General features: G+C 34.2%; 18 protein-coding genes, 2 pseudogenes and 1 other annotated feature. All 20 genes and pseudogenes read left to right on the top strand.

The window, feature by feature from the left end; genetic code table 11:
• Positions 1-67: 67 nt before the first annotated feature.
• The 20 genes and pseudogenes from GY23_RS04720 to GY23_RS04630 all read left to right on the top strand — a co-directional run bounded on the left by GY23_RS04720 (position 68) and on the right by GY23_RS04630 (position 19,571).
• Entirely contained in the window at positions 68-1,093 is a 1,026-nt protein-coding gene (locus tag GY23_RS04720) for a serine hydrolase domain-containing protein (protein ID WP_075618019.1), read from the top strand.
• 61 nt (positions 1,094-1,154) lie between these two features.
• Positions 1,155-1,472 (top strand): hypothetical protein, encoded by a 318-nt coding sequence (locus GY23_RS04715; protein WP_075618018.1) that lies wholly within the window; start codon positions 1,155-1,157, stop codon positions 1,470-1,472.
• 117 nt (positions 1,473-1,589) lie between these two features.
• Positions 1,590-1,985, top strand: coding sequence for an NUDIX hydrolase (locus GY23_RS04710; protein ID WP_075618017.1), 396 nt, complete (start codon positions 1,590-1,592; stop codon positions 1,983-1,985).
• 162 nt (positions 1,986-2,147) lie between these two features.
• Positions 2,148-2,993 (top strand): methyltransferase domain-containing protein, encoded by an 846-nt coding sequence (locus tag GY23_RS04705; RefSeq protein ID WP_075618016.1) that lies wholly within the window; start codon positions 2,148-2,150, stop codon positions 2,991-2,993.
• Positions 2,994-3,034: 41 nt separating this feature from the next.
• Entirely contained in the window at positions 3,035-3,751 is a 717-nt protein-coding gene (locus tag GY23_RS04700) for an alpha/beta fold hydrolase (RefSeq protein WP_075618015.1), read from the top strand.
• 287 nt (positions 3,752-4,038) lie between these two features.
• A complete protein-coding gene (locus tag GY23_RS04695) occupies positions 4,039-4,365 on the top strand; it encodes a YrdB family protein (RefSeq protein ID WP_075618014.1) in 327 nt (108 codons plus the stop codon).
• Positions 4,366-4,513: 148 nt separating this feature from the next.
• Positions 4,514-4,775 (top strand) — a binding site (T-box leader).
• Positions 4,776-4,832: 57 nt separating this feature from the next.
• Positions 4,833-6,473 carry a methionine--tRNA ligase gene (gene metG / locus GY23_RS04690; RefSeq protein WP_075618013.1) on the top strand — a complete coding sequence of 547 codons (1,641 nt, stop codon included), beginning with the start codon at positions 4,833-4,835 and terminating at the stop codon, positions 6,471-6,473.
• Between the two features lie 754 nt (positions 6,474-7,227).
• Positions 7,228-8,043 carry an adenosylmethionine decarboxylase gene (gene speD, locus GY23_RS04685; protein WP_075618012.1) on the top strand — a complete coding sequence of 272 codons (816 nt, stop codon included), beginning with the start codon at positions 7,228-7,230 and terminating at the stop codon, positions 8,041-8,043.
• A gap of 547 nt (positions 8,044-8,590) precedes the next feature.
• Entirely contained in the window at positions 8,591-9,331 is a 741-nt protein-coding gene (locus tag GY23_RS04680) for an SDR family NAD(P)-dependent oxidoreductase (RefSeq protein ID WP_075618011.1), read from the top strand.
• A gap of 878 nt (positions 9,332-10,209) precedes the next feature.
• On the top strand, positions 10,210-10,698 hold the full coding sequence (locus tag GY23_RS04675) for a helix-turn-helix transcriptional regulator (protein ID WP_075618244.1): 489 nt from the start codon (positions 10,210-10,212) through the stop codon (positions 10,696-10,698).
• A 171-nt stretch (positions 10,699-10,869) separates the two neighbouring features.
• Positions 10,870-11,286, top strand: coding sequence for a hypothetical protein (locus GY23_RS04670; RefSeq protein WP_075618010.1), 417 nt, complete (start codon positions 10,870-10,872; stop codon positions 11,284-11,286).
• Positions 11,287-12,298: 1,012 nt separating this feature from the next.
• The gene (locus GY23_RS04665) at positions 12,299-13,321 is read left to right on the top strand and encodes an SMI1/KNR4 family protein (protein ID WP_075618009.1); all 1,023 of its coding nucleotides are present in this window, start codon (positions 12,299-12,301) and stop codon (positions 13,319-13,321) included.
• Positions 13,322-13,577: 256 nt separating this feature from the next.
• The gene (locus GY23_RS04660; RefSeq protein WP_075618008.1) at positions 13,578-13,952 is read left to right on the top strand and encodes a GntR family transcriptional regulator; all 375 of its coding nucleotides are present in this window, start codon (positions 13,578-13,580) and stop codon (positions 13,950-13,952) included.
• A gap of 2 nt (positions 13,953-13,954) precedes the next feature.
• Positions 13,955-14,644: pseudogene (locus GY23_RS04655) on the top strand (ATP-binding cassette domain-containing protein).
• Positions 14,641-15,474 (top strand): hypothetical protein, encoded by an 834-nt coding sequence (locus tag GY23_RS04650; RefSeq protein WP_075618007.1) that lies wholly within the window; start codon positions 14,641-14,643, stop codon positions 15,472-15,474. The pseudogene GY23_RS04655 and the gene GY23_RS04650 overlap by 4 nt, the downstream one beginning before the upstream one ends.
• Positions 15,475-15,487: 13 nt before the next feature.
• Positions 15,488-16,708, top strand: coding sequence for a hypothetical protein (locus tag GY23_RS04645; protein WP_075618006.1), 1,221 nt, complete (start codon positions 15,488-15,490; stop codon positions 16,706-16,708).
• Between the two features lie 477 nt (positions 16,709-17,185).
• The gene (locus GY23_RS04640; RefSeq protein ID WP_245827572.1) at positions 17,186-17,563 is read left to right on the top strand and encodes a DUF3139 domain-containing protein; all 378 of its coding nucleotides are present in this window, start codon (positions 17,186-17,188) and stop codon (positions 17,561-17,563) included.
• A gap of 723 nt (positions 17,564-18,286) precedes the next feature.
• On the top strand, positions 18,287-18,820 hold the full coding sequence (locus GY23_RS04635; protein WP_075618242.1) for an ATP-binding protein: 534 nt from the start codon (positions 18,287-18,289) through the stop codon (positions 18,818-18,820).
• 274 nt (positions 18,821-19,094) lie between these two features.
• Positions 19,095-19,178: pseudogene (locus tag GY23_RS19025) on the top strand (histidine phosphatase family protein); the annotation flags it as partial.
• A 126-nt stretch (positions 19,179-19,304) separates the two neighbouring features.
• Complete coding sequence (locus tag GY23_RS04630) at positions 19,305-19,571, top strand: CPCC family cysteine-rich protein (RefSeq protein ID WP_245827571.1); 267 nt, start codon at positions 19,305-19,307, stop codon at positions 19,569-19,571.
• Positions 19,572-20,132: the final 561 nt, after the last annotated feature.

The following is a 20,132-nucleotide window of genomic DNA, read 5'->3' as shown; positions in this document are numbered from 1 at the left end:
GGATTATTAAGATTCTTATCGAAGTAAGTCGTATAAGGGGAAATAAACATACATAAGGGGATTAATCATGTTAAACAATTTGGTCGTACTAGATATACAACAATCAAAAGAATTTTCAGGAACTACACTTATTAAACAAAATGGAGAAGTACCGGTCATATCCAGCAGAAGTTTTGCTAATCGAGCAGAACAATTACCAAATGAAACGGAAACAAGATTTGGTATCGCCTCAGGGTGTAAACTATTCACTGCGATTGCGATTTGCCAACTTGTCGAGCAAGGGAAAATTTCGCTTGAGACAAAATTACTTGAGTGTGTCGACTATGTCTTTCCTGATTTTTCGGAAAACATTACCATCCACCACTTATTAACCCATACTTCAGGAGTTCCAGATTATTTTGATGAAGAAGTGATGGCGGACTTCGAAGATTTATGGAAAGGTCTTCCGATGTACTCGATGCGAAATCTTGAAGATTTTTTACCACTTTTCCAAAACGAACCCATGAAATTCACACCTGGAAAACAGTTTTCCTATAATAATAGTGGATTTATAATATTAGGTTTGATTGTAGAGAAGTTTAGCGGGATGCGGTTTACTGATTATATAGAGAAGAACATCTTTAAAAAAGCCGGAATCGAGGACTCTGGTTATTTTGCCTTCGATTCATTACCAAGCAAAACGGCTCAAGGTTACATTGACTTTGAAGATGGAAGCTGGAGGACAAATATTTATTCACTTCCTGTAAGAGGAGGATCTGACGGGGGAGCTTATATAACTGTCAAAGACATGATGCTTTTATGGGACTCTTTACTAAATCATCAATTGTTAAATGAATCTATGACCAACAAATTACTGACGCCGCATGTCGTTGGAAACGGTGAAAGGTATTACGGATATGGATTGTGGATTGATAAAACTGGTGGTGAAATATCCAAATATCATATTATGGGTTATGATCCCGGCGTAAGTTTCCATTCTGCCTATTACCCTGGGATAAATACAATTTTAGTGGTCTGTTCAAATGCATCGTCTGGGGCGTTTGGAGTTATGACTGAAGTTGAGAAGATCCTGATTGAAAAAGATGAAGGATAGGGAGATCTTCATTAAATACTTTTATTTAGTGTCACCGAATATCCTCCTAAGGAGGGGAAGTATGTCCAATCAGAAAGAGTTTCTCATTTTATTATTCGAAATCATTGTGTTCCTATTTATTGGTTATATTTTCACAGTAAATATTCTTGCTGTGATTTACGAAAGTTTTGACATACGTTTTACGGGAAATGTTTGGATTAATTGGTTTGGAGTCTCGTATATTCTGTTCTCACTCAATACGATTATTTACAAGCTTAGTAGAAATAAAAACAACTATTTGATCAATGGACGCGTGAAATCCATTGTTTTTTGGGCACTGTTAATTGTGGCTATATATACGGTAACTATTCCTTTCGTAACAGGAGAGAATCCTTTCTGAGCAAATGAAGAACTTTTAATCGTGATGTGAATAATTGCAGTTTAGGAATTAACAATGATACTTCCAAAAAATAGCCTTTTAATTCTACATCCAGTATGAAGGGTGAGGGGGTTGCATGTGAGACGTAGAGGTTCTGCAGTTCTCATTAATAATAAAAAAGTTGCTTTAATCAAGAGAGTTCAAGCGGATTCCGTTTATTATGTCTTTCCGGGTGGGGGAATAGAAGTAGGGGAAACTCCAGAAGAAGCAACCATTAGAGAAACCTATGAAGAATTAGGCGTTCACATAAAAATTAACGAGAGTCGTGATAGCTTTTGCTTTAATGGTTCACAATATTTTTTTCTTGCCGATATAGTGGATGGAGTATTTGGTACTGGTCAAGGTGAAGAGTTCCTACAGAATGCGAGTGATAAAGGTACCTATGAACCGATGTGGGTGGATATTCATACCTTAGATGCAATTGATGTTAAACCAAAAGAAATTTCGGATAAGATACAAAACATTTTCAGGTAATAGACTTACGGCAAAGGTGTTTATTTCCTTTTCGCTTGTGTGATGAAGGTGTTCCATCAATCTTTATAGAACTATTAAGAGAGTGATTGTTTGTTTGAACATCACAAATTAACTTTGCTCCATGATGTCTATTAAATGAATGCTACATGTAGGAGTGAAATAATGAGTCATAATCGTGTAAATATAATTGTTAATTACATGGCACCAAATAGTGTGGATTCAACTATACAAAGAATACAAACCGAGCATCGATTGAAACTAGCTGAGTTTTGGAATATCAAAGAAGGAAGCAAAGTGTTGGAGATTGGCTGTGGACAGGGCGACACAACTGCGGTTTTGGCTTATTTGGTAGGGGACAAAGGGTTTGTACATGGTGTCGACATTGCATCACCTGATTATGGAAGTCCTATAACAGTAGGTGATTCTATAGATTATTTGAAGAAATCGCCTATTGGCGATCGAATCAAAGTCGATTTTGGATTCGATGTATTGTCTCCGAAAGTGGATTTTCCGGAAAGTTATTTTGACGTCATTGTTTTGTCTCATTGTTCCTGGTATATGAAATCAGTTGATGAACTTCAAGATATCCTGAAGAAGTCCAAAAAATGGGGAAAAACATTATGTTTTGCTGAATGGGACACGACAATCAAAACGGTGGAACAATATCCGCATTTTTTAGCGGTGCTTATTCAAGCTCAATACGAATGTTTCAAGAAAGAAAGTCTTTCAAATGTTCGTACGTTGTTCACTCCCATGGATGTTAAACATGTAGCAGAAACTACTGGTTGGCGGATTATGGCTGATACATCATTTGATTCACCAGATTTACAGGATGGAAAATGGGAAGTTCAATACACATTAGCTGAGTATAAAGCTGAACTTAAATCAATTGATGAAATGCCGCCTAAATTCACTGCCCTCATCGAATCTGAAATAAATATTTTAAAGGCAGCAGTTGATAATACCGGGATAAAGCCTATGTCTACATTTACATTTATCGCGGAGTAAAAGACTAATCCAGAAATCTAACATAGAAAAGTGGGATTGTTTTGTTATTAAATACTGAAGTTTTTGGGAGCGGGGAACCCATTGTATTTTTACATACGGGCTTGCAAACAGGATTAACTGATTTTGAATATCAGCGAGAATATTTTCAAAGTACATATAAAGTCATTCTTCCAGATTTAAGAGGACACGGTAAATCAATTGAGAGTAATTTCACGAATTTTTTTGAGGACTCTGCAAACGATCTCGTTGAAACTTTTGATCTTTTAGGCGTGGAATCTGCACATATAGTAGGATGTTCGTTAGGTGCACTAGCTGGATTATTCTTGGCAAAGAAGTACCCGCATAAAGTAAAAAGCTTAACGATTTCTGGCGTCTTGGCGGAAAAACCAGAGAACTGGCTCGATCTGCACAATGAAGATGTAGCAAGTCAGTCTCAATTACTACAAAATGATGATGCAATAAATTACTTTAATCAGTTACATTCGTCTGATTGGAGACAGTTCCTTTATATAGGAAGGGATGAGGATTGGTATCCTTTCAATGAAACAAAGAATTTGGATGGCATTCTTTCACCGATTCTGTATATGGTAGGCGAGGGGAATAAAGGTGAAACAATAGGGGCTATTCTGTACCCGCAAATGAAAGAGAATGTTCATGTGTCCATCATCCCTTTTGCATCGCATCTTGTACATTCTGAACAGCCAGAAATATATACAAAAGTATTAGATGTGTTTCTACAAAAGATTGACAAACTATAAATTCCCATCTTAAACAAACACATGATTGATTGGATACGAGGAGTGGCGATTTGTTAAAAAGAAAATATGGTGATCGATCAGAATGGAAACGAGTAATCAAACGGGAATACACGCAAACCTAGGTTGATCCTAAAGAATTCGAAGGATATGTTACATTACTGAAAATTCATCTCGTGTCCAATCCATTAATCGTTTTATTGCTAAATCAGGGCTCATTCAATGTTGATGAAATCGTGAACAAATAGGAGCAACTGGAATATGTGGATGAAATATAAAGGGGAAACTTAATGATCATAAATATAGCACTCCGATTCATTTTAGAAATATGTGCATTAATATCGTATAGCTACTGGGGATTTACCTCTGGTGACGGATATTTGTATAAATTTCTTTTAGGAATTGGTACTCCTCTTTTAATTGCATTTATCTGGGGAACTTTTGGTTCTCCCGCAGCTCCGTTACGTGTCCATGGAATTAAGCGGTTATTGCTTGAGATAATCATTTACGGATTAGCAACCTGGGCATTGTATATTGCAGGACAGCCAACTCTAGCACTGTTCTTTGCATTACTAACAGCGTTGAATATGCTGCTCATGTACATGTGGGACCAATAAGAAAGGGGAATTCGCGTCAACTAGCTGTAGGTTTTGGATAATCGTATCGTACAAAACTTTACATAAATATTGATTTTATCTCAGAAAAAGATTTATTACATACACTTGATAATTTCTGAAAATTGAGTATGATTGAGTATAATTAAATTAAAAAGCTATGAAGAGGAAAAGTAAAATGAGGATGTTATATAGAGAGCTTCTGACGGTGGAAATGAAGCAAACAAGTCATTTGAACATGATCTCTGAGCTTCGTACTGAACATTTATGATTAGTAGGCTACGACAAGATTTGGCACTTGTTATCAATGTCAAAGTATAAAGGCATTTTTGCTATGTACTTATGAAGTCAAACGGTGTGAATCGTTTGAGAACTAGGGTGGTACCACGAGTCATTTAGACCTCGTCCTTATCGGATTTTCGATATGGACGAGGTTTTTTGTGTTTATTTTGATAAAGGGAGGGTTTAACATGAGTATTTTTATTGGGGGAGCATGGCCATACGCGAATGGTTCATTACATTTAGGTCATATTGCGGCACTTTTGCCCGGAGATATATTGGCCAGGTATTTCAGGCTTAAAGGGGAAAATGTATTGTATGTTTCAGGTAGTGATTGTAATGGTACACCTATTTCAATACGGGCAAACTCAGAAGGTATTTCGACAAAAGAAGTAGCAGATCGCTATCACGCTGAATTTGTAGATTCCTTTAAAGGATTGGGATTCTCTTACGATCTATATACAAGGACGGATAATCCAAATCATCACAAAGTTGTACAGCAAATTTTTCTGGAATTATTACAAAACGGCTATATTTATAAAAAAGAAATTGAACAAGCGTACTGTGAATACGACCAACAGTTCCTTCCAGACAGATTTGTTGAGGGGAACTGCCCTAATTGTGGCAATCGCTCAAGAGGTGATCAATGTGATGCATGTTCAACAATCCTAGATCCTCTCGACTTAACTAATCGCATGTGTAGACTCTGTGGAAATGAGCCTTCTTTACGTAAAACAGAGCACTTTTATTTTTCATTAAGTACATTTCAAAAACAAGTAGAAGCATATGTTACTCATGCGAAAATAAATACGCTTTGGCGTGACAATGCGATTCAATTATCGCAACGTTATCTAAAAGAGGGTCTTCAAGACCGTTCGGCTTCAAGAGATCTTCCAAATGGAGTAAGTATTCCTGTAAAAGGTTATGAAGAGAAGAAAGTGTATGTTTGGATAGAGGCCGTTTCTGGATATTATTCCGCCAGCAAACAGTGGGCATATGAGCATAATTTAAGTGATGAAGAGTTTTGGTCTGATCAAACTACATCCTATTATGTACATGGGAAAGATAATATTCCATTTCATACACTAATTTGGCCTGCTATCTTAATGGGAATTGGAAACAAGTCCCTTCCTACTCATATTATTTCGAATGAATATTTGACGCTTGAAAAAAGAAAACTCTCGACAAGCCATAATTGGGCTGTCTGGCTACCCTATGTATTGGATAAATATCATCCAGACTCTCTACGATATTTTTTGACTATGAATGCACCCGAAAATCGGGATACGGACTTTTCATGGAGAGAATTTATTTATAGTCATAATTCTGAGTTGCTCGGTGCATACGGGAATTTTATTAATCGAACTTTAAAATTCATTGAGAAATCCTTTGAAGGCAACCTTCCAGAATATGAGGTTAATAAGGAAATTAAATATACTACAGAGAAATTATACAGTGAAGTCGGTCGTTTAATTGAAGAAGGACATTTCAAATTATCTTTGGAGACGATTTTTGGTTATGTTCGCAGTGCGAATAAATACTTTGATGAACAAAAACCTTGGATTCAAATTAAAGGGGACTTAGCGGCATGTGGAGAAACCCTATCTACTTGTGTTTACATCATTGGGAATGCGTCGCAATTGCTTTCCCCGTTTCTCCCTTTTTCTAGTGAGGAGATTCGTAAAATATTGCGCATTAAAGAATTTACTTGGACACCTATTACGATAAGTAAGAGTCAATTGCCAAAAATCGAACCATTGTTTGACAGAATCGACACAAAATCAATACAAGACGAATATGATTATTTAGTCGATCAATCAAAACTGATTTAATAACGGAGAAATTCACTAAAAGCAATAAAGAAGGTTCTGGGTCTTTTGATAAAGAAAACTAAACATAAATGGTTGAACTAACATTATATAAGAGGTTAATTTATGTGGACTCAGCAATTGTTGGGAAAGAAAGAGAGTCAATTGAATTGGGCGAAAGTGGATTTGGAGAGCATTTGATTGTTACACATCGAAAATGATAATTGCATGGAATTGAACAATGGGGTTTTCATAAACAAGGATACATTTTTATGGTTATCGACTAGTGTGACTTTTGACTAAACTTATTAAAATAGAGGATTATTTTTAATGATACAAGTTAAAAGTTGAAATCAATTTAGATTGATCCTCAACTTTTTTAATTATTGATTGAAGCGAAATCAACTAGATTAATTTTCATCCCTACGTGCAAATTTATACATTAACATGACAAACACAACAGCACCCCAAACAACAGCAGCAACCAAATCAAACATCTAAAGAACTCCTCAAAATAATTTTTGTATATAAAATCAGCTTGTATATTGATAATGATTTTTATGCAGTCTTTTGCTTTTTTCTTTCCTAAAACCTGAAATGTTTGGAAAAAGATGAATAGTAAATAGTATTGATTAGTTCTAATTGTTTCACTAGATGTTTCATATCAACGTTTTTGTGGAAAAATAAAATCTGTAGGGGAATGCGATTGGGTTATTAACCGTATACTGTCTATACTATATTTGTCCTATAAATCAGCTGGAAAAGGGGATATCCAACAATGAGTTTAACGCCAAAGCAAAGAATTGAATTACACGGCTTTAATAACTTGACTAAGTCATTAAGCTTTAATATGTATGATATTTGTTATACAAGAACGAAGGAAGAACGAGAGTCATATATCAATTATATCGATGAGCAATATAATGCAGATCGGTTAACCAACATATTAACCAAAGTGTCAGATATAATTGAAGCCAACATTTTAAACATTGCTAAGCAAGATTATGAACCTCAGGGGGCAAGTGTGACGATTTTAGTATCAGAAGGACCCGTCGATGAGTCGCAAGTGGAATCATTTAAAGAATCACCGGGACCACTTCCTGAAACAGTCGTTGGTCATTTGGACAAGAGTCATATTACTGTACATACCTACCCAGAATATCACCCCGATGAGGGAATTAGTACATTCCGAGCTGATATCGATATTTCTACTTGCGGAGAAATTTCTCCATTAAAAGCATTGAATTACTTAATTCACTCATTCGAAACAGATGTTATGGTAATGGATTATCGTGTTCGAGGATTTACTAGAGATGTAAAGGGGCATAAGTTATTTATTGACCATGACATCAATTCAATTCAAAATTACATTCCTGAAGGTTTGCAAGAGTATTATCAAATGATTGATGTGAACGTATATCAAGAAAATATTTTTCATACAAAATGTAAGCTGAAGAAATTTGATTTAAATAATTATTTATTTGGTTATACAGAAGATGAGTTATCGGAAGAAGAAAAAAAATTAATTACTGAGAAGTTAAAAGTGGAAATGGACGAAATTTTTTACGCTAAAAACATGACTAGAGGTAACTAAATAACCTTTGACAAGGGGATAAGCAAAAAAAGGACCATGGATATTGTAAGGAGTTCTGTTACAAAGTACAAAACTGCAAAATACCAATAAAAATGTATTATTAAAAGCACCGTAATTGGTAGCAAATCTGTTCTAGGATTTGTATCAAATAATGGTGCTTTTTTGGGATAGAATTACAGGACTTGTTGAACTGCCAATATCGATTCAATACGTTGGATGGATATTGTTAGAAAAAAACTTACCATTTGACGCCGAAACAATGAAGGATAGAGCATTTTTGGAAAATGTGAATTATTTTTCAACTAACGCTGCAGTTTAGTACAAATAGAACATTAAATAATTTATAAATTAAGGTGTAGGTTTTTAATGAAAAGAGAACACTTCTATAGAGATGAAGAAAAAACAAAGATACAGTGTTACGAGAAGGATAGATGCTTTTCCGCATGTTGTTTTAGAACCTATTATTTGACATGAAATATAAGTGATACTAAAATGAAAATTAAAAAGTCTCGAATTCGAGACTTTTTAATTAAGGAGGAATTCAAGCATGAAATTACAAAACAAAGTCGCAATTATTACTGGTGCCGCACAAGGTATGGGTGCAATGCATGTACGTAAGTTCGTTGAGGAAGGCGCAAAAGTTGTTATCACTGATATTAATCTTGAGGCTGCTCAAAAATTGGCAGATGAAGTAGGAGAAAATTCAATTGCATTGAAACTTAATGTTTCAAGTGCTGTAAACTGGAAAGAAGTTGTAGAAAAAACAGAAGAAAAATTCGGACCTGTTACCGTATTAGTGAATAATGCTGGAATTGGTATTTTCAAGCTTTTAGAAGATCTGACTGAAGAGGATTTTAGAAAAACATTTGAAATTGATGAATTAGGTGTATTTCTAGGAATGAAAACAGTTGTGCCATCCATGAAAAAAGCAAAAGGCGGTTCGATTGTAAATATTTCATCCGTTGACGGTTTAGTTAGTGCACCAACTGCAATCGCTTATAGTGCATCAAAACATGCAGTGACTGGTATGACAAAAGGTGCTGCTGCAGAGCTTGGTCAATTCAATATTCGAGTAAACTCAGTACACCCTGGCGTTATTGAATCTCCAATGGCGGAACAGGGTGATGTTGCAGACTTCATTAAAAAACTTGAACAAGACATTCCTTTAAGAAGAAGAGCAAAAACAGAAGAAGTATCAAACTTAGTTATCTATCTAGCTTCAGACGATTCTAGCTATTCAACAGGAGCACAATTTGTTGTAGATGGCGGCATGATTTCTGATTTGTAATAATATAATTTGATTTCCAATCCATAATTTAATTAAACTGGGAAGCATTGAATTAAGTTTTAAAACGAGACGGACCATTATTATCAGCCAGCAAGTCCCCCCAAAGGGAACTGCTATTACATTGACCACTTGGTGTTAACGCACCAAATGGTCTTTTTTATTAACGTCATTATATAGAAGTGATCATGTTGTATTAATCATCCTTTTGTAGAGTTGCGTTTTAAATTTATCATAGTACTCAACGAAGTGATTCCATAGTACGTGAGCTTCGGAGGAATTAACTGCTCAACAGATTATTCATCAACACAACAGTGTGTTACATTGGTTTGCAATGTTTATCCGAGAATGCTTAATACCGGTTTACTGTTAAAGGAGCGATAATGGAACTTAAGGATCACTTTTCAGGCGTTTAAACGGCCTTTTTTCTACATGCTTAATTTTCCCGTCCGAACCAAAATCTATAATTAGGAACGGATCATACACTGTAGAATCGATACATTTACAGGCATGTGTATGCGGTATGGGGGAAGGTATCAACAGAAGCCATAAAAAATGGGAAGCGTGGGTTAGTAAGCTCAGCCTTATTTTAAAGAGATTTGTTCGGGGTCTTTTTGTTCTGCACAATTACTGATTTTGAATGTTTTTTAATTTTCATGAGAGATGAAGAAGAGATTAATTTTATGATTGCAAGAGAGTGTTGCATTATAAGTTAAGTATCTAGTCAATAAAGAATCCAATAACAAGGCCATTGATAAATTCTTTTTTTCAACGTTTCAAAAGGGCAAGGCATATTTTGAAAAATGTTGTTAATTATACACAAAAAGTGTAAAATTACACTGACGGACAATTTGAGATGTTATACAGGAGGTGTGGTAGTTATAAATAGAGAACAATTAATCCAATTAATTTCCAGTAAAATGAGACTGATTCGGTTAGAAAAAAAATATTCCCAAGACAAGATGGCTGACATAATGGGAATTTCCAAGAAAACACTGATCCAAATTGAAAAAGGCAGAACGTTGTCGGGATGGACGAATGTAATAGCAGTCTGTGCATTATTCAGGGATAGTGAAATACTGCAGTCTGTTTTAGGGGACGAGCCATTGGAAATAATCGAAACGATTGCACATAACGGTATTGAAAGACCTAAAGATAAATCAATGGGTGGAAGAGTGTGGTGGAAAGAAATTGAGACAAAAGGGAATTATCGATTGCAGCAAAATCTAATCAGCCAACATTATCGGATTCTCGATGGAAAAAATTATCGGTGGTATAGTTCATTTGAAGATGAAGGAGCGTTCATTCGTTTAAACGAGCTAGCTCAAGATGATATCTTGGACTCGAAAAGACTAAAGTCCGAGAATTGAATATTTTTAAAGTTCTACCAATTAGTTGCTCGTTCAATTACGGATAAACTGGATGATATAAAAATCATTTCGGACTGGTTTCAGCTGGTCAATAATTCTTCCGAACGTTAATAAATTGAAGTTGCAAACTATGAACTTACTGAGATCAATAAATAAATTAGGAGGATCAACTTGAAATTATTTTTGAAATTATTTGCTACAGCATTCCTGTCAGCTCTTTTGTTTGGTGTCTGTTTCGGAATACTTATCGTAATTGAAAATTATTATGAAATTAGTGCTTTTGATAATCTTGTAGGAGGATTTACTATGGGAAGCCTTTTTAGTTTTCCATTCTATATCACGGTGGGCATCTTGTTTTCTTATTTGAACATTTGGATAACAAACAAAGTGAATCCCCAAAAAACATATGTCTTTGGTCTATTGATGTACTCATTATTCGGTTTAATCGTAGGAGTTGTTTTATTCCCTCCAGGGACATTTTACATTCTCGACATTCTCTATTTTTTGGGACTAGGCGTACTCGCTACTAATATATTTTATCATGTTTTATTGTTAATAAATGTATTAACAAGACGCAAAAATTTATAAATAAGTAAATTATATTTTAATCGGTCTTCATTTGAACTATCCTGCTCGGTAGTGAAGTAAGCATAACTTCATAAAAATGAATAAATATTAGTATTCATTCATTTTTATTGAGTAAGGATTTATAAAGGTTAATAAATATACTTCCAAAACATACATCAATTAATTGCCAGAAACATGCTCCAATAATATTGGTGAAAAATATTGAATATAATTAGAGAAAATCAGGAGCAAAAAAGTGCATATTGATTTTTCAAGATTTGCCAAAATGGGATTTAGTGCAAGGCTGCTATTCACTGGATTTCAGGGGAACAAAACAATGAGGATCGCCACACAAATAACATTCTCTTCTTATATGATACCAACCTGAAATCGTGGGAGCTTGCGCAAATATACAAAAAACAATAATTTTAGTTTTGTGGAATTTGATGATAGTGAAAATGTAGGAATAAGGATTTAGCTATTTGTAATTATGACGGGGAAGAACGTTATTATTTGTTTGCTTGTGATGAACAACTTAACGTGTTAGGAGATACTCTTCATGACACTGTTAAGCGTGCCATGATATTTGCAGAAGAATATTATGATTAAGAGGAGATTGAATGGTACGATTTTTAGTCTTATTTAATTGTACTTAAACAAATGGTGCAATGAAGTAAATGACTGCCTACTCCGGAAATGTCAACTCTATCAATGCTTCAATTCTTAAAACGCACATGATGATTTAGTTTTCCTCTTAATCGTTCAGGTTAATATATATTTAGTTTGAGATGGTAGCTTAGGGCTACCATTTTTTATTGAAACTTATTACTTTCCATTTCGTAAATAAAGAAATATAAACAATTCCAGAGGAACCTATAAGAGAGCAAGAAGAGTTAGATGTTTTATTCAATAGGTGTATAGATGATTATAGAAATATTAGCGATAGAGAATTGACTAGGTTAGTGCAATTAATTAATGAAAAGTATGTTAACTTTGATTTAATTTTGTCTAAAAATAATAAGAGGTGTTTAGAGTGAGATTACTATTTAGTGTATTAAGAAAAATACTGGAAAAAGAGTCTTTTTCACACAAAACATACAATATTAATGAATCTGAGTTTCGGGATTATCTGCATATGACTATAAAGAGGGATTATATTTCTGTCCTAAAGGGTCGTATAGAAAATACATATGCTCCTACAGAAAAAGGATTAGAATTCCTTAATTCTAATAGGCGATTTAATAGGGAGATTCCAAATGATCCTAAAGAGCTGCCTCAATGGGTCCGGTTCGAGGGGGAAGTTTATACACCAAAAAACAAAAAATCAGAGCCGGAACAGAATAGGTACGAACCAGAAACCATTGAATATTTTCATTGGAGTGAAATTCTACATTCAACACTTAATTCCATTAAAAACAAAGGTGGCATAGGGGATCTATTTATTGATCAACCTGCATCAGAAAGTGATGTGCTGCAGATTGAAAGCACTATTGGGTTTAAACTCCCAGAATCTTTTAAAAAGGTAGTGATAGATTATTCGCGTCAATGTGATTTTTATTGGAATACACAAGAAAATTCAACATGTGTATTGGATGATCCTACTATCTATTCAACACAAGGCGAACCATATACGAACAGGAATATATTGAATGGGGGCATATTTGATTTAGGGCTATGGAATCTCGATAATCTAATCCTTTTAAACGCCATTAGGATAGACTATGATTACCTTGATGAAAAGAATGAAGAATTTCACTTTTGGTCAAATTCATTTATTTTTTCCGGGGATGGGATGGGGAATTACTTTGGAATAGATCGAAAATACAATATAGGGGAAGTTATCTATTTAACAAATGATAAAGATTTTCACGGTTGGAGGCTGGGAAAATCATTTGAATCCTTTATGAACAACTGGATTCAAATAGGTTGTGCTGGTGGTTTTATCAAGGATTATATTGCGCTATCATCACGACACATCCCTTATATTAACAATAAGACAACAAATTCTCTTAAAATAAAGAAATGGCTAGAAATTGTTGAAGAACCGCTGCCTTAACAGGGCAGCCTTTTTTATTAATTAATGAAGTCAATGACTCCCTAATTCGGATGTTATGTCAACTCGAAGCGCTCTACCAACACTAGTGATCTCCCGAAAAGTGTAGCAAACTAGGGTAAGGGTAGCACATTTCTAAAATAGGATTGACAAATTTTTGTATTATTCATATAATACACTTAATACTGTATGAACTACTTAATACATACACTGAAAAAAATCATGTGTACAAATCCAAGAACATATAGGAGTTGTTTCGATGAATGTAAATTTTAATAATCGCGACCCGGTCTATTTGCAGGTTGTTCGGTATTTTAAAGAACAAATTGCAATTGGAGAATTAGTACCTGGAGAAGAAATACCATCGAGACGGGAGTTGGCAAACAGGATTAAGATAAACCCTAATACCGCACAACGAGCGTATAAGGAAATGGAGGAACAGGGCTTGATCCATACCGAACGGAATCATCCGAGCAAAATAACAACCGATGAAAAGATACTAAGTAAGGTAAGAGAAGCTTTGCTAGTTGAGGCAGTTGAAACGTTTGTAACATCCGTTCGGTCTATTAATGTTCCAGTTGAGGAATTATTGAACTTGGTAAGAACAAAATACACAGATGATAAGGGGGCATAAAAATGATTGAAGTAAAAGAGGTTACAAAGAACTATGGTCGAAAAAAAATATTGAAAGGTGTGTCTTTTACAGCTAACAAAGGCGAAATAACTTGTTTAATTGGAATCAACGGAGTTGGCAAGACAACCATTTTAAATGCGATTATGGCACTTACCCCGATTAACAAAGGACAAATTTTAATAAACGGAGAAACCATTAATAAAAACATGTTTGAAAAAATCACCTTTATTCCTGATGCAATAACGATGCTGCCACAGATGAAAATCTCTGAGGCAATGGAGTTCATGAATGATTTTTATACATGTTGGAACCAATTACGTGCAACAGAACTGCTTGGTTTTTTTTAATTAAATGAACAGGATAGAATATCTTCCTTATCAAAAGGAAATACGGCAAAGGTCAATTTGTTACTGGGTTTAGCAATGGATGTTGATTATATATTGATGGATGAACCATTTTCTGGAATTGACATGTTTAGTAGAGAGGAAATTGCTAAAGTGTTCACGAGTCATTTAATTGAAAATAGAGGCGTTATCATAACAACACATGAAATAGGTGATATCGAACATTTAATCGATAAGGTTGTGCTATTAGATGAAGGGATTGTTATCAAGGAGTTCAATGCAGAAGAAGCTCGTGAAAACGAAGGGAAATCTGTGGTGGATGTTATGAGAGAGGTGTATCAGAAATGAAAAGCTACTTGAAGCTAGTCAATTTTGAATTCAATCGTTTTGCAAAAATATTTGCAGTCCTACTAGGCATTACACTAGTTGTACAAATTGCTGGAGTCATTGTGTTGTCGAAAATGTACCTAAACATGGCCAATGAAAAAATTTATGAAGAGTTAATGCCCAAGGCAGAATTCTTATCAAACTTTGGCCAAATGAGTTTTCTGTCGATAACCAGAAGCGTATGGTTCCTTGGTCCAATCGCCTTATGTATAGCAGGTGTTGGGTTCTATATTTTCTTGATCTGGTATCGCGATTGGTTTGGGAAAAATACATTTATTTACCGATTGTTAATGCTACCAACAACGAGATTGAATGTTTTTTACGCAAAAATAACAAATATTCTATTAGCTACGTTTGGCTTTGTGGGATTTCAACTTATTTTGATTCCAATAGAGTCAACGGTTTTTAGATGGATGTTGCCGAAGGAATTCCGAGTGGATATGAATGTCAAAGAGATTGTTAGCAGCATGCCTGAATTAAACATACTTTTTCCAAATAGTTTTCTTGAATGTATATTGTATTATGGAGCAGGGTTTATGGTTGTGTCCATTCTATTTACTGCAATTTTATTTGAAAGAAGTTTTAGGTGGAAGGGTATTTTTGTTGGGATTTTATTCAGCTTAGTTGCTGTTGCTGTATTTATGTCACCTCTACTTTTGCAAGAATTTGTACTAAATGACTTTTTCTATCCACTAGAATTATTTGTACTTGAAATAGTAATGGGTGTAATCGTACTGGCAGGATCCATTGGGACGAGTGGGTTCTTATTAAAGAACAAGATAACTGTATAGGGAGTGTGGAGAAATGAAAAAGTATTGGAAGTTTACTTCAATTATCGCTGTAATTGTGCTTAGCATTGGAACATTTTATGTTAACTCTGCTACTTCGGCAACACAATACCCAGAGTTTGTGATAAATAAGAAGGTCGGAAACGCTAAAGAAATAAAATCAATGGTGTTGGAAGGAGCCTATCATGAAGGGAATTCTATGAATTATACGAACAATCAATTGCAAATCACCTCAAATGGGTCTGAATATATAAATGGCAGTTCGCTAATAGACTTAGTTGTAGGACGCCCTGCGCCAATGATTCAGGAGTTACAAGAGGAGCATCATAATTTTATGAGAGGAAAAAATCATAACTTAGGATCGTTTTTTGAGAACGCTAAGTTGCTAGCTTATGCAGACGTGAAATATAAAATGGGTACATTTACAAATAGAGATTTCAAATTCGCTATATCTATATTAGATAAAGACGATGGCAATACAATTTCCTTCTCTATTAAAGTTCCAGACAGGTCAGTAATTGAACATATATTTGTTGACGATGTCCAGGTGGTTGATAACGAACTAAAAGTGATTACCCAAAATAGGACTAGCAAGAATGAGAAATACTTTAATGAAAAACATATCTACTCTATCGACATATCTACTGGAAAAATAAACAGTAATGAAACGATTTTATCCATCCCTGAACCACAAGGCAATGAACAAATCTATGCAGAACTAATCCAAACAAGCCATAAACAAGGGGATGAAAATCTCTTATTCATAAAAACTCAAGAAAAAATGATACAAGAAGAAGAATCGTATAGGCTAGAAGAAAAAAATCGGGAATTAATCTCTTACAATTTAATAACGAAAGAAAAAGAGACGATTGAATTGCCAGACAGTTTGAAAGAGAATCAAATCAGTTTTTTTGATGGTTCAACGATTTATTTCTCGAAATTTAGTGGGGAAAACTTGGTTGTAACTCCTTATAGCTTAGAGAACGATCAAGCTGATAATGAATTTACTATACAGCAATCAAACGAAACAAGTAATGAAGAACCACCAATTATAATCATGAAAGATGGTAAGCTATATGTGACAACCCATGTAACGAATTTAAAAACAAAGGCTAACATCACTGTTATTGATTTGAAAACATCAGACACAATTTACCAGGGTGAAGTAATCAGAAAAGATTTCCCTAAAAGTACAGAACAATTCGAGTTATATTTATACGATATGATGATCAAATAAGTTATGAAAAGAGCTTGCTTTAGTTTCTAAAGCAAGCTCTTTTGTCTGGTTTGTTTTTGCTTCAGATCGGCTGGACGGTCGTATGTCGTAAAGCATTCATCCGTGCATCTCCTCCTTTTACGAATAGAACTCCTGTTTCATTATGGTATAACGATAGCCAATAAACTGGAATTGATAAAGGAAATTCGACGAGTTAATCGTTGGAATCCTGATAGAAGACGTTTAAATTGTTGACTTTGTTAAAAAAAGCGAATGTAACACTTATAGTATTTCGTTACATTTGCGTACTAAGGGATAATTCAATGGAATAAAAAAATAAAAAACAAAATACTTTAACTTTTCTGAATAACCAAATTATGGTATAATTCAGGTGTATCGATTAGAGGTGGGTTTTAGAATGGATCCGCCTTATTCAACTAACGGGGTAGTTTAGTTCAATAAGAATTCCAAAGAATTGAATAAGAGGGGCTTTGATTATTGAGTAGGTTGAAAAAAATTATGGTGACATTTTTAGTGATAGTTCTATTCGTGGTTATCGTTACCTTTGTAAAAATACAAGACATTAAAAATACATATGAAAAGAGTGTGACTAATTATCTACTGCATGAACAAGGTTATGAAAAGAATGAAATAAAATCTGTTGAAGGGATATGGAGATTCAAATTACCAGCATTTTATACCGTTGTAGTTTTCGAAGATGAACCTTTTGTTCAATATATCTATTATGCACATAATGGAGTTAAACAAATTGAATATTCTCTCACATATGAGGGAATTGAAAAAGGTATTGATGAAACAAAATTAAAGCATTATGTCCCTTTTGATAATATCGATAAATATAAAAGAGTAGAGTAAGTAGAGAAAGATAAAACTGCCTTCTTCAACTATCGGTGCTTTAGTTGAAGTTCATCGAGCTGCTTGATCAGCTCTTTTTCTTATTGAACTAACGTAGCAGTTTAGTGCAGCAAGGATTATCGTCAGATTTACAACGCTAAGTAAAGAAATGTTACCAAACGACGCTTTGGAAACTATGTAATTTGTAGATGTAGAAAAGGGTTCAACTATTTCATTTACTGTATCCGAAGAATTAAAAAAGCGATTAGGACTAGAAACTACTCAAATTACAATTAATAAAAAATAATACTTCAATAACTTTTCACCCTGAAATGACCAGAATATTAAAGGATTTTAATGTAATTATAAATACACAAAATACCCTAATAAAACGTTTCCAAATAAAGGCTTGGGAGTACATTAAAGACCACAAAATATTGTTGAATCAACATTTTGTGGCTTTTCCTATGAAAATTATTTATACACGTTTTTAGTTTTTATGCAAGTTCTTTGTAAGTAAGATACAACAAAGGTTTGGAAGCATTTTGAACAAGGAGTAAAAAAGATTGTGAAGTATTGTATTTAAACTAACGGGTGCTTTAGTTAGGCAAGTGGCTGTCTGTTAGGGTAGCTTTTTCTTATTGAACTAACGCGGCAGGTTAGTTTAAGAAGGGAATTTCTAAAGTGAGTTTTATCTGTATAATCGAAAACGATAGAAATGGCATTTTAGAGGAGGAAATTTCGATTAAAAAAATACATATATTTGGTGCTGCTGGTTCAGGAACTTCGACACTCGGAACTGCGTTATCACAGGAACTTCCTTATACTCATCTTGATATAGACGACTATTTTTGGATAACTAAGTTCACAGAACAAAGACCATTACCTGAAAGAAGAGAAATGCTAAAACATGACTTATCAATATATCAAAACTGTATTGTTTCGGGGGCAATATGTGGTTGGGGTGACGAATTTAAAACTTATTTTGACTTAGTAATATTTTTAGGGATTCCCCAAAATGTAAGACTCGAGAGATTGCAACAAAGGGAATTTCAAAGGTATGGGAATGAGATATTAGATGGTGGTAGTAAATACGACGAATCAAAGGCTTTTTTGGAGTGGGCTTCCTTATATGATGAAGCAGGAATGGAAGTTAGAAGTAAAATGTTACACGAATATTGGATGTCGGACTTAGTTTGCCCGATATTGAGAATAGAAGGTGACTATACGGTAAAAGAGCGAGTGAATATAGTCTTCAATTATTTAAGTTCCAACTAAAAAGGTTATTGTGCTAACGGGTGCTTTAGTTAAAGATCGTCGGGATGCTTAAACAACTCTTATTCTTATTAAACTAACGCAGCAGGTTAGTTGAAGAAGGAACCTATAAGGAGATATCGAATTTACAAGCAGACTGGATATTATTCAGAATTTACTTAATAGGATGGTCAGTAAAAGAAGCTTTTTAATTAGAAAATCCTTCTTCAACTAAAGGGTGCTTTAGTAGAACTGGGCTGTGGGTAAATAAGAGATACACTTTGGGGGAAAAAATATTATGAGTACATTTGTTTATATGGTGAGACACGGTGAGTCGCCAAAAGAAGGAAATGAAAGAACAAGAGGATTAACCGAAAAAGGTTATTGAAAAGCGGAAAAAGTCTGTGAAAAGTAGGAGATGAAGAAAGCGGTAGATGGTCCATAAAATATTTTTTATATTGAAATGGAGAATTATTATAAAATTTAATAGAAAGGAATGATTTTTTCTTTGGAGAAGTATACATGTGATTGTTGTGGGTATAAAACATTAAATGAAAAAGACTCAGAAGAAATTTGTGAAATTTGTTTTTGGCACGATTGTGATATTCAGTTTGAAGACCCTGATTATTGGGGAGGACCTAATGAACCATCTTTAAGAGATGCACAGAAAAACTATTTTAGTTTTGGAGCAATGGAAGAGAGGTTTATATCTAAGGTAAGAAAACCATTAAAATATGAAAAAAGAGATGAAAATTGGAAATCATTGGCCGATTGAACAAAGTACAGTAAAGTAAATACTTAGTTGAAGTCTTCCAACAAGCTCTTTGTAACTAATTATGACAATGAAATAGAAAAAATTTTTTTTAATCTATGAGAGGCTGGCCCAAAAGTCAATTAAATGACTTTTAAGGACAGCCTCTCTTTGGCGCAGAAAATCAATGACTATGCTACGGGCTTACTCAATATGCCTATGATCAAGGAATCATCACTCCATTCAATAAAAAAATCGCGTATAAATACAACATATTTTTATGGAAGAAAACTCAATTAAAAAAGTCTTATTTCTTAGTAATTATTATAGTCATTTTTTCATTAGGAGTCCTTTCTAACGGAGAAAGAATAGGTATCTTATTATGCTAACGGGTGCTTTAGTTAAAGATCATAGGTTGTTTAGGAAAATCTTTTTTCTTATTGAACTAACGAGGCAGGATAGTTGAAGAAGGATTCCACCAACTTTCTCTTGAGTAGAATAAAGTATTTGTTTTCATTGTCATTCAATATGAATGTCCTTGGTGCTTTACTTCAATAAGAAAAGCAGGGTTAGATAAATATAAAT

Origin of the sequence: Paenisporosarcina indica (assembly GCF_001939075.1) — a bacterium.
In the GTDB taxonomy this organism is placed as follows: domain Bacteria; phylum Bacillota; class Bacilli; order Bacillales_A; family Planococcaceae; genus Paenisporosarcina; species Paenisporosarcina indica.
This window is presented reverse-complemented; position numbering and strand designations above follow the sequence as displayed.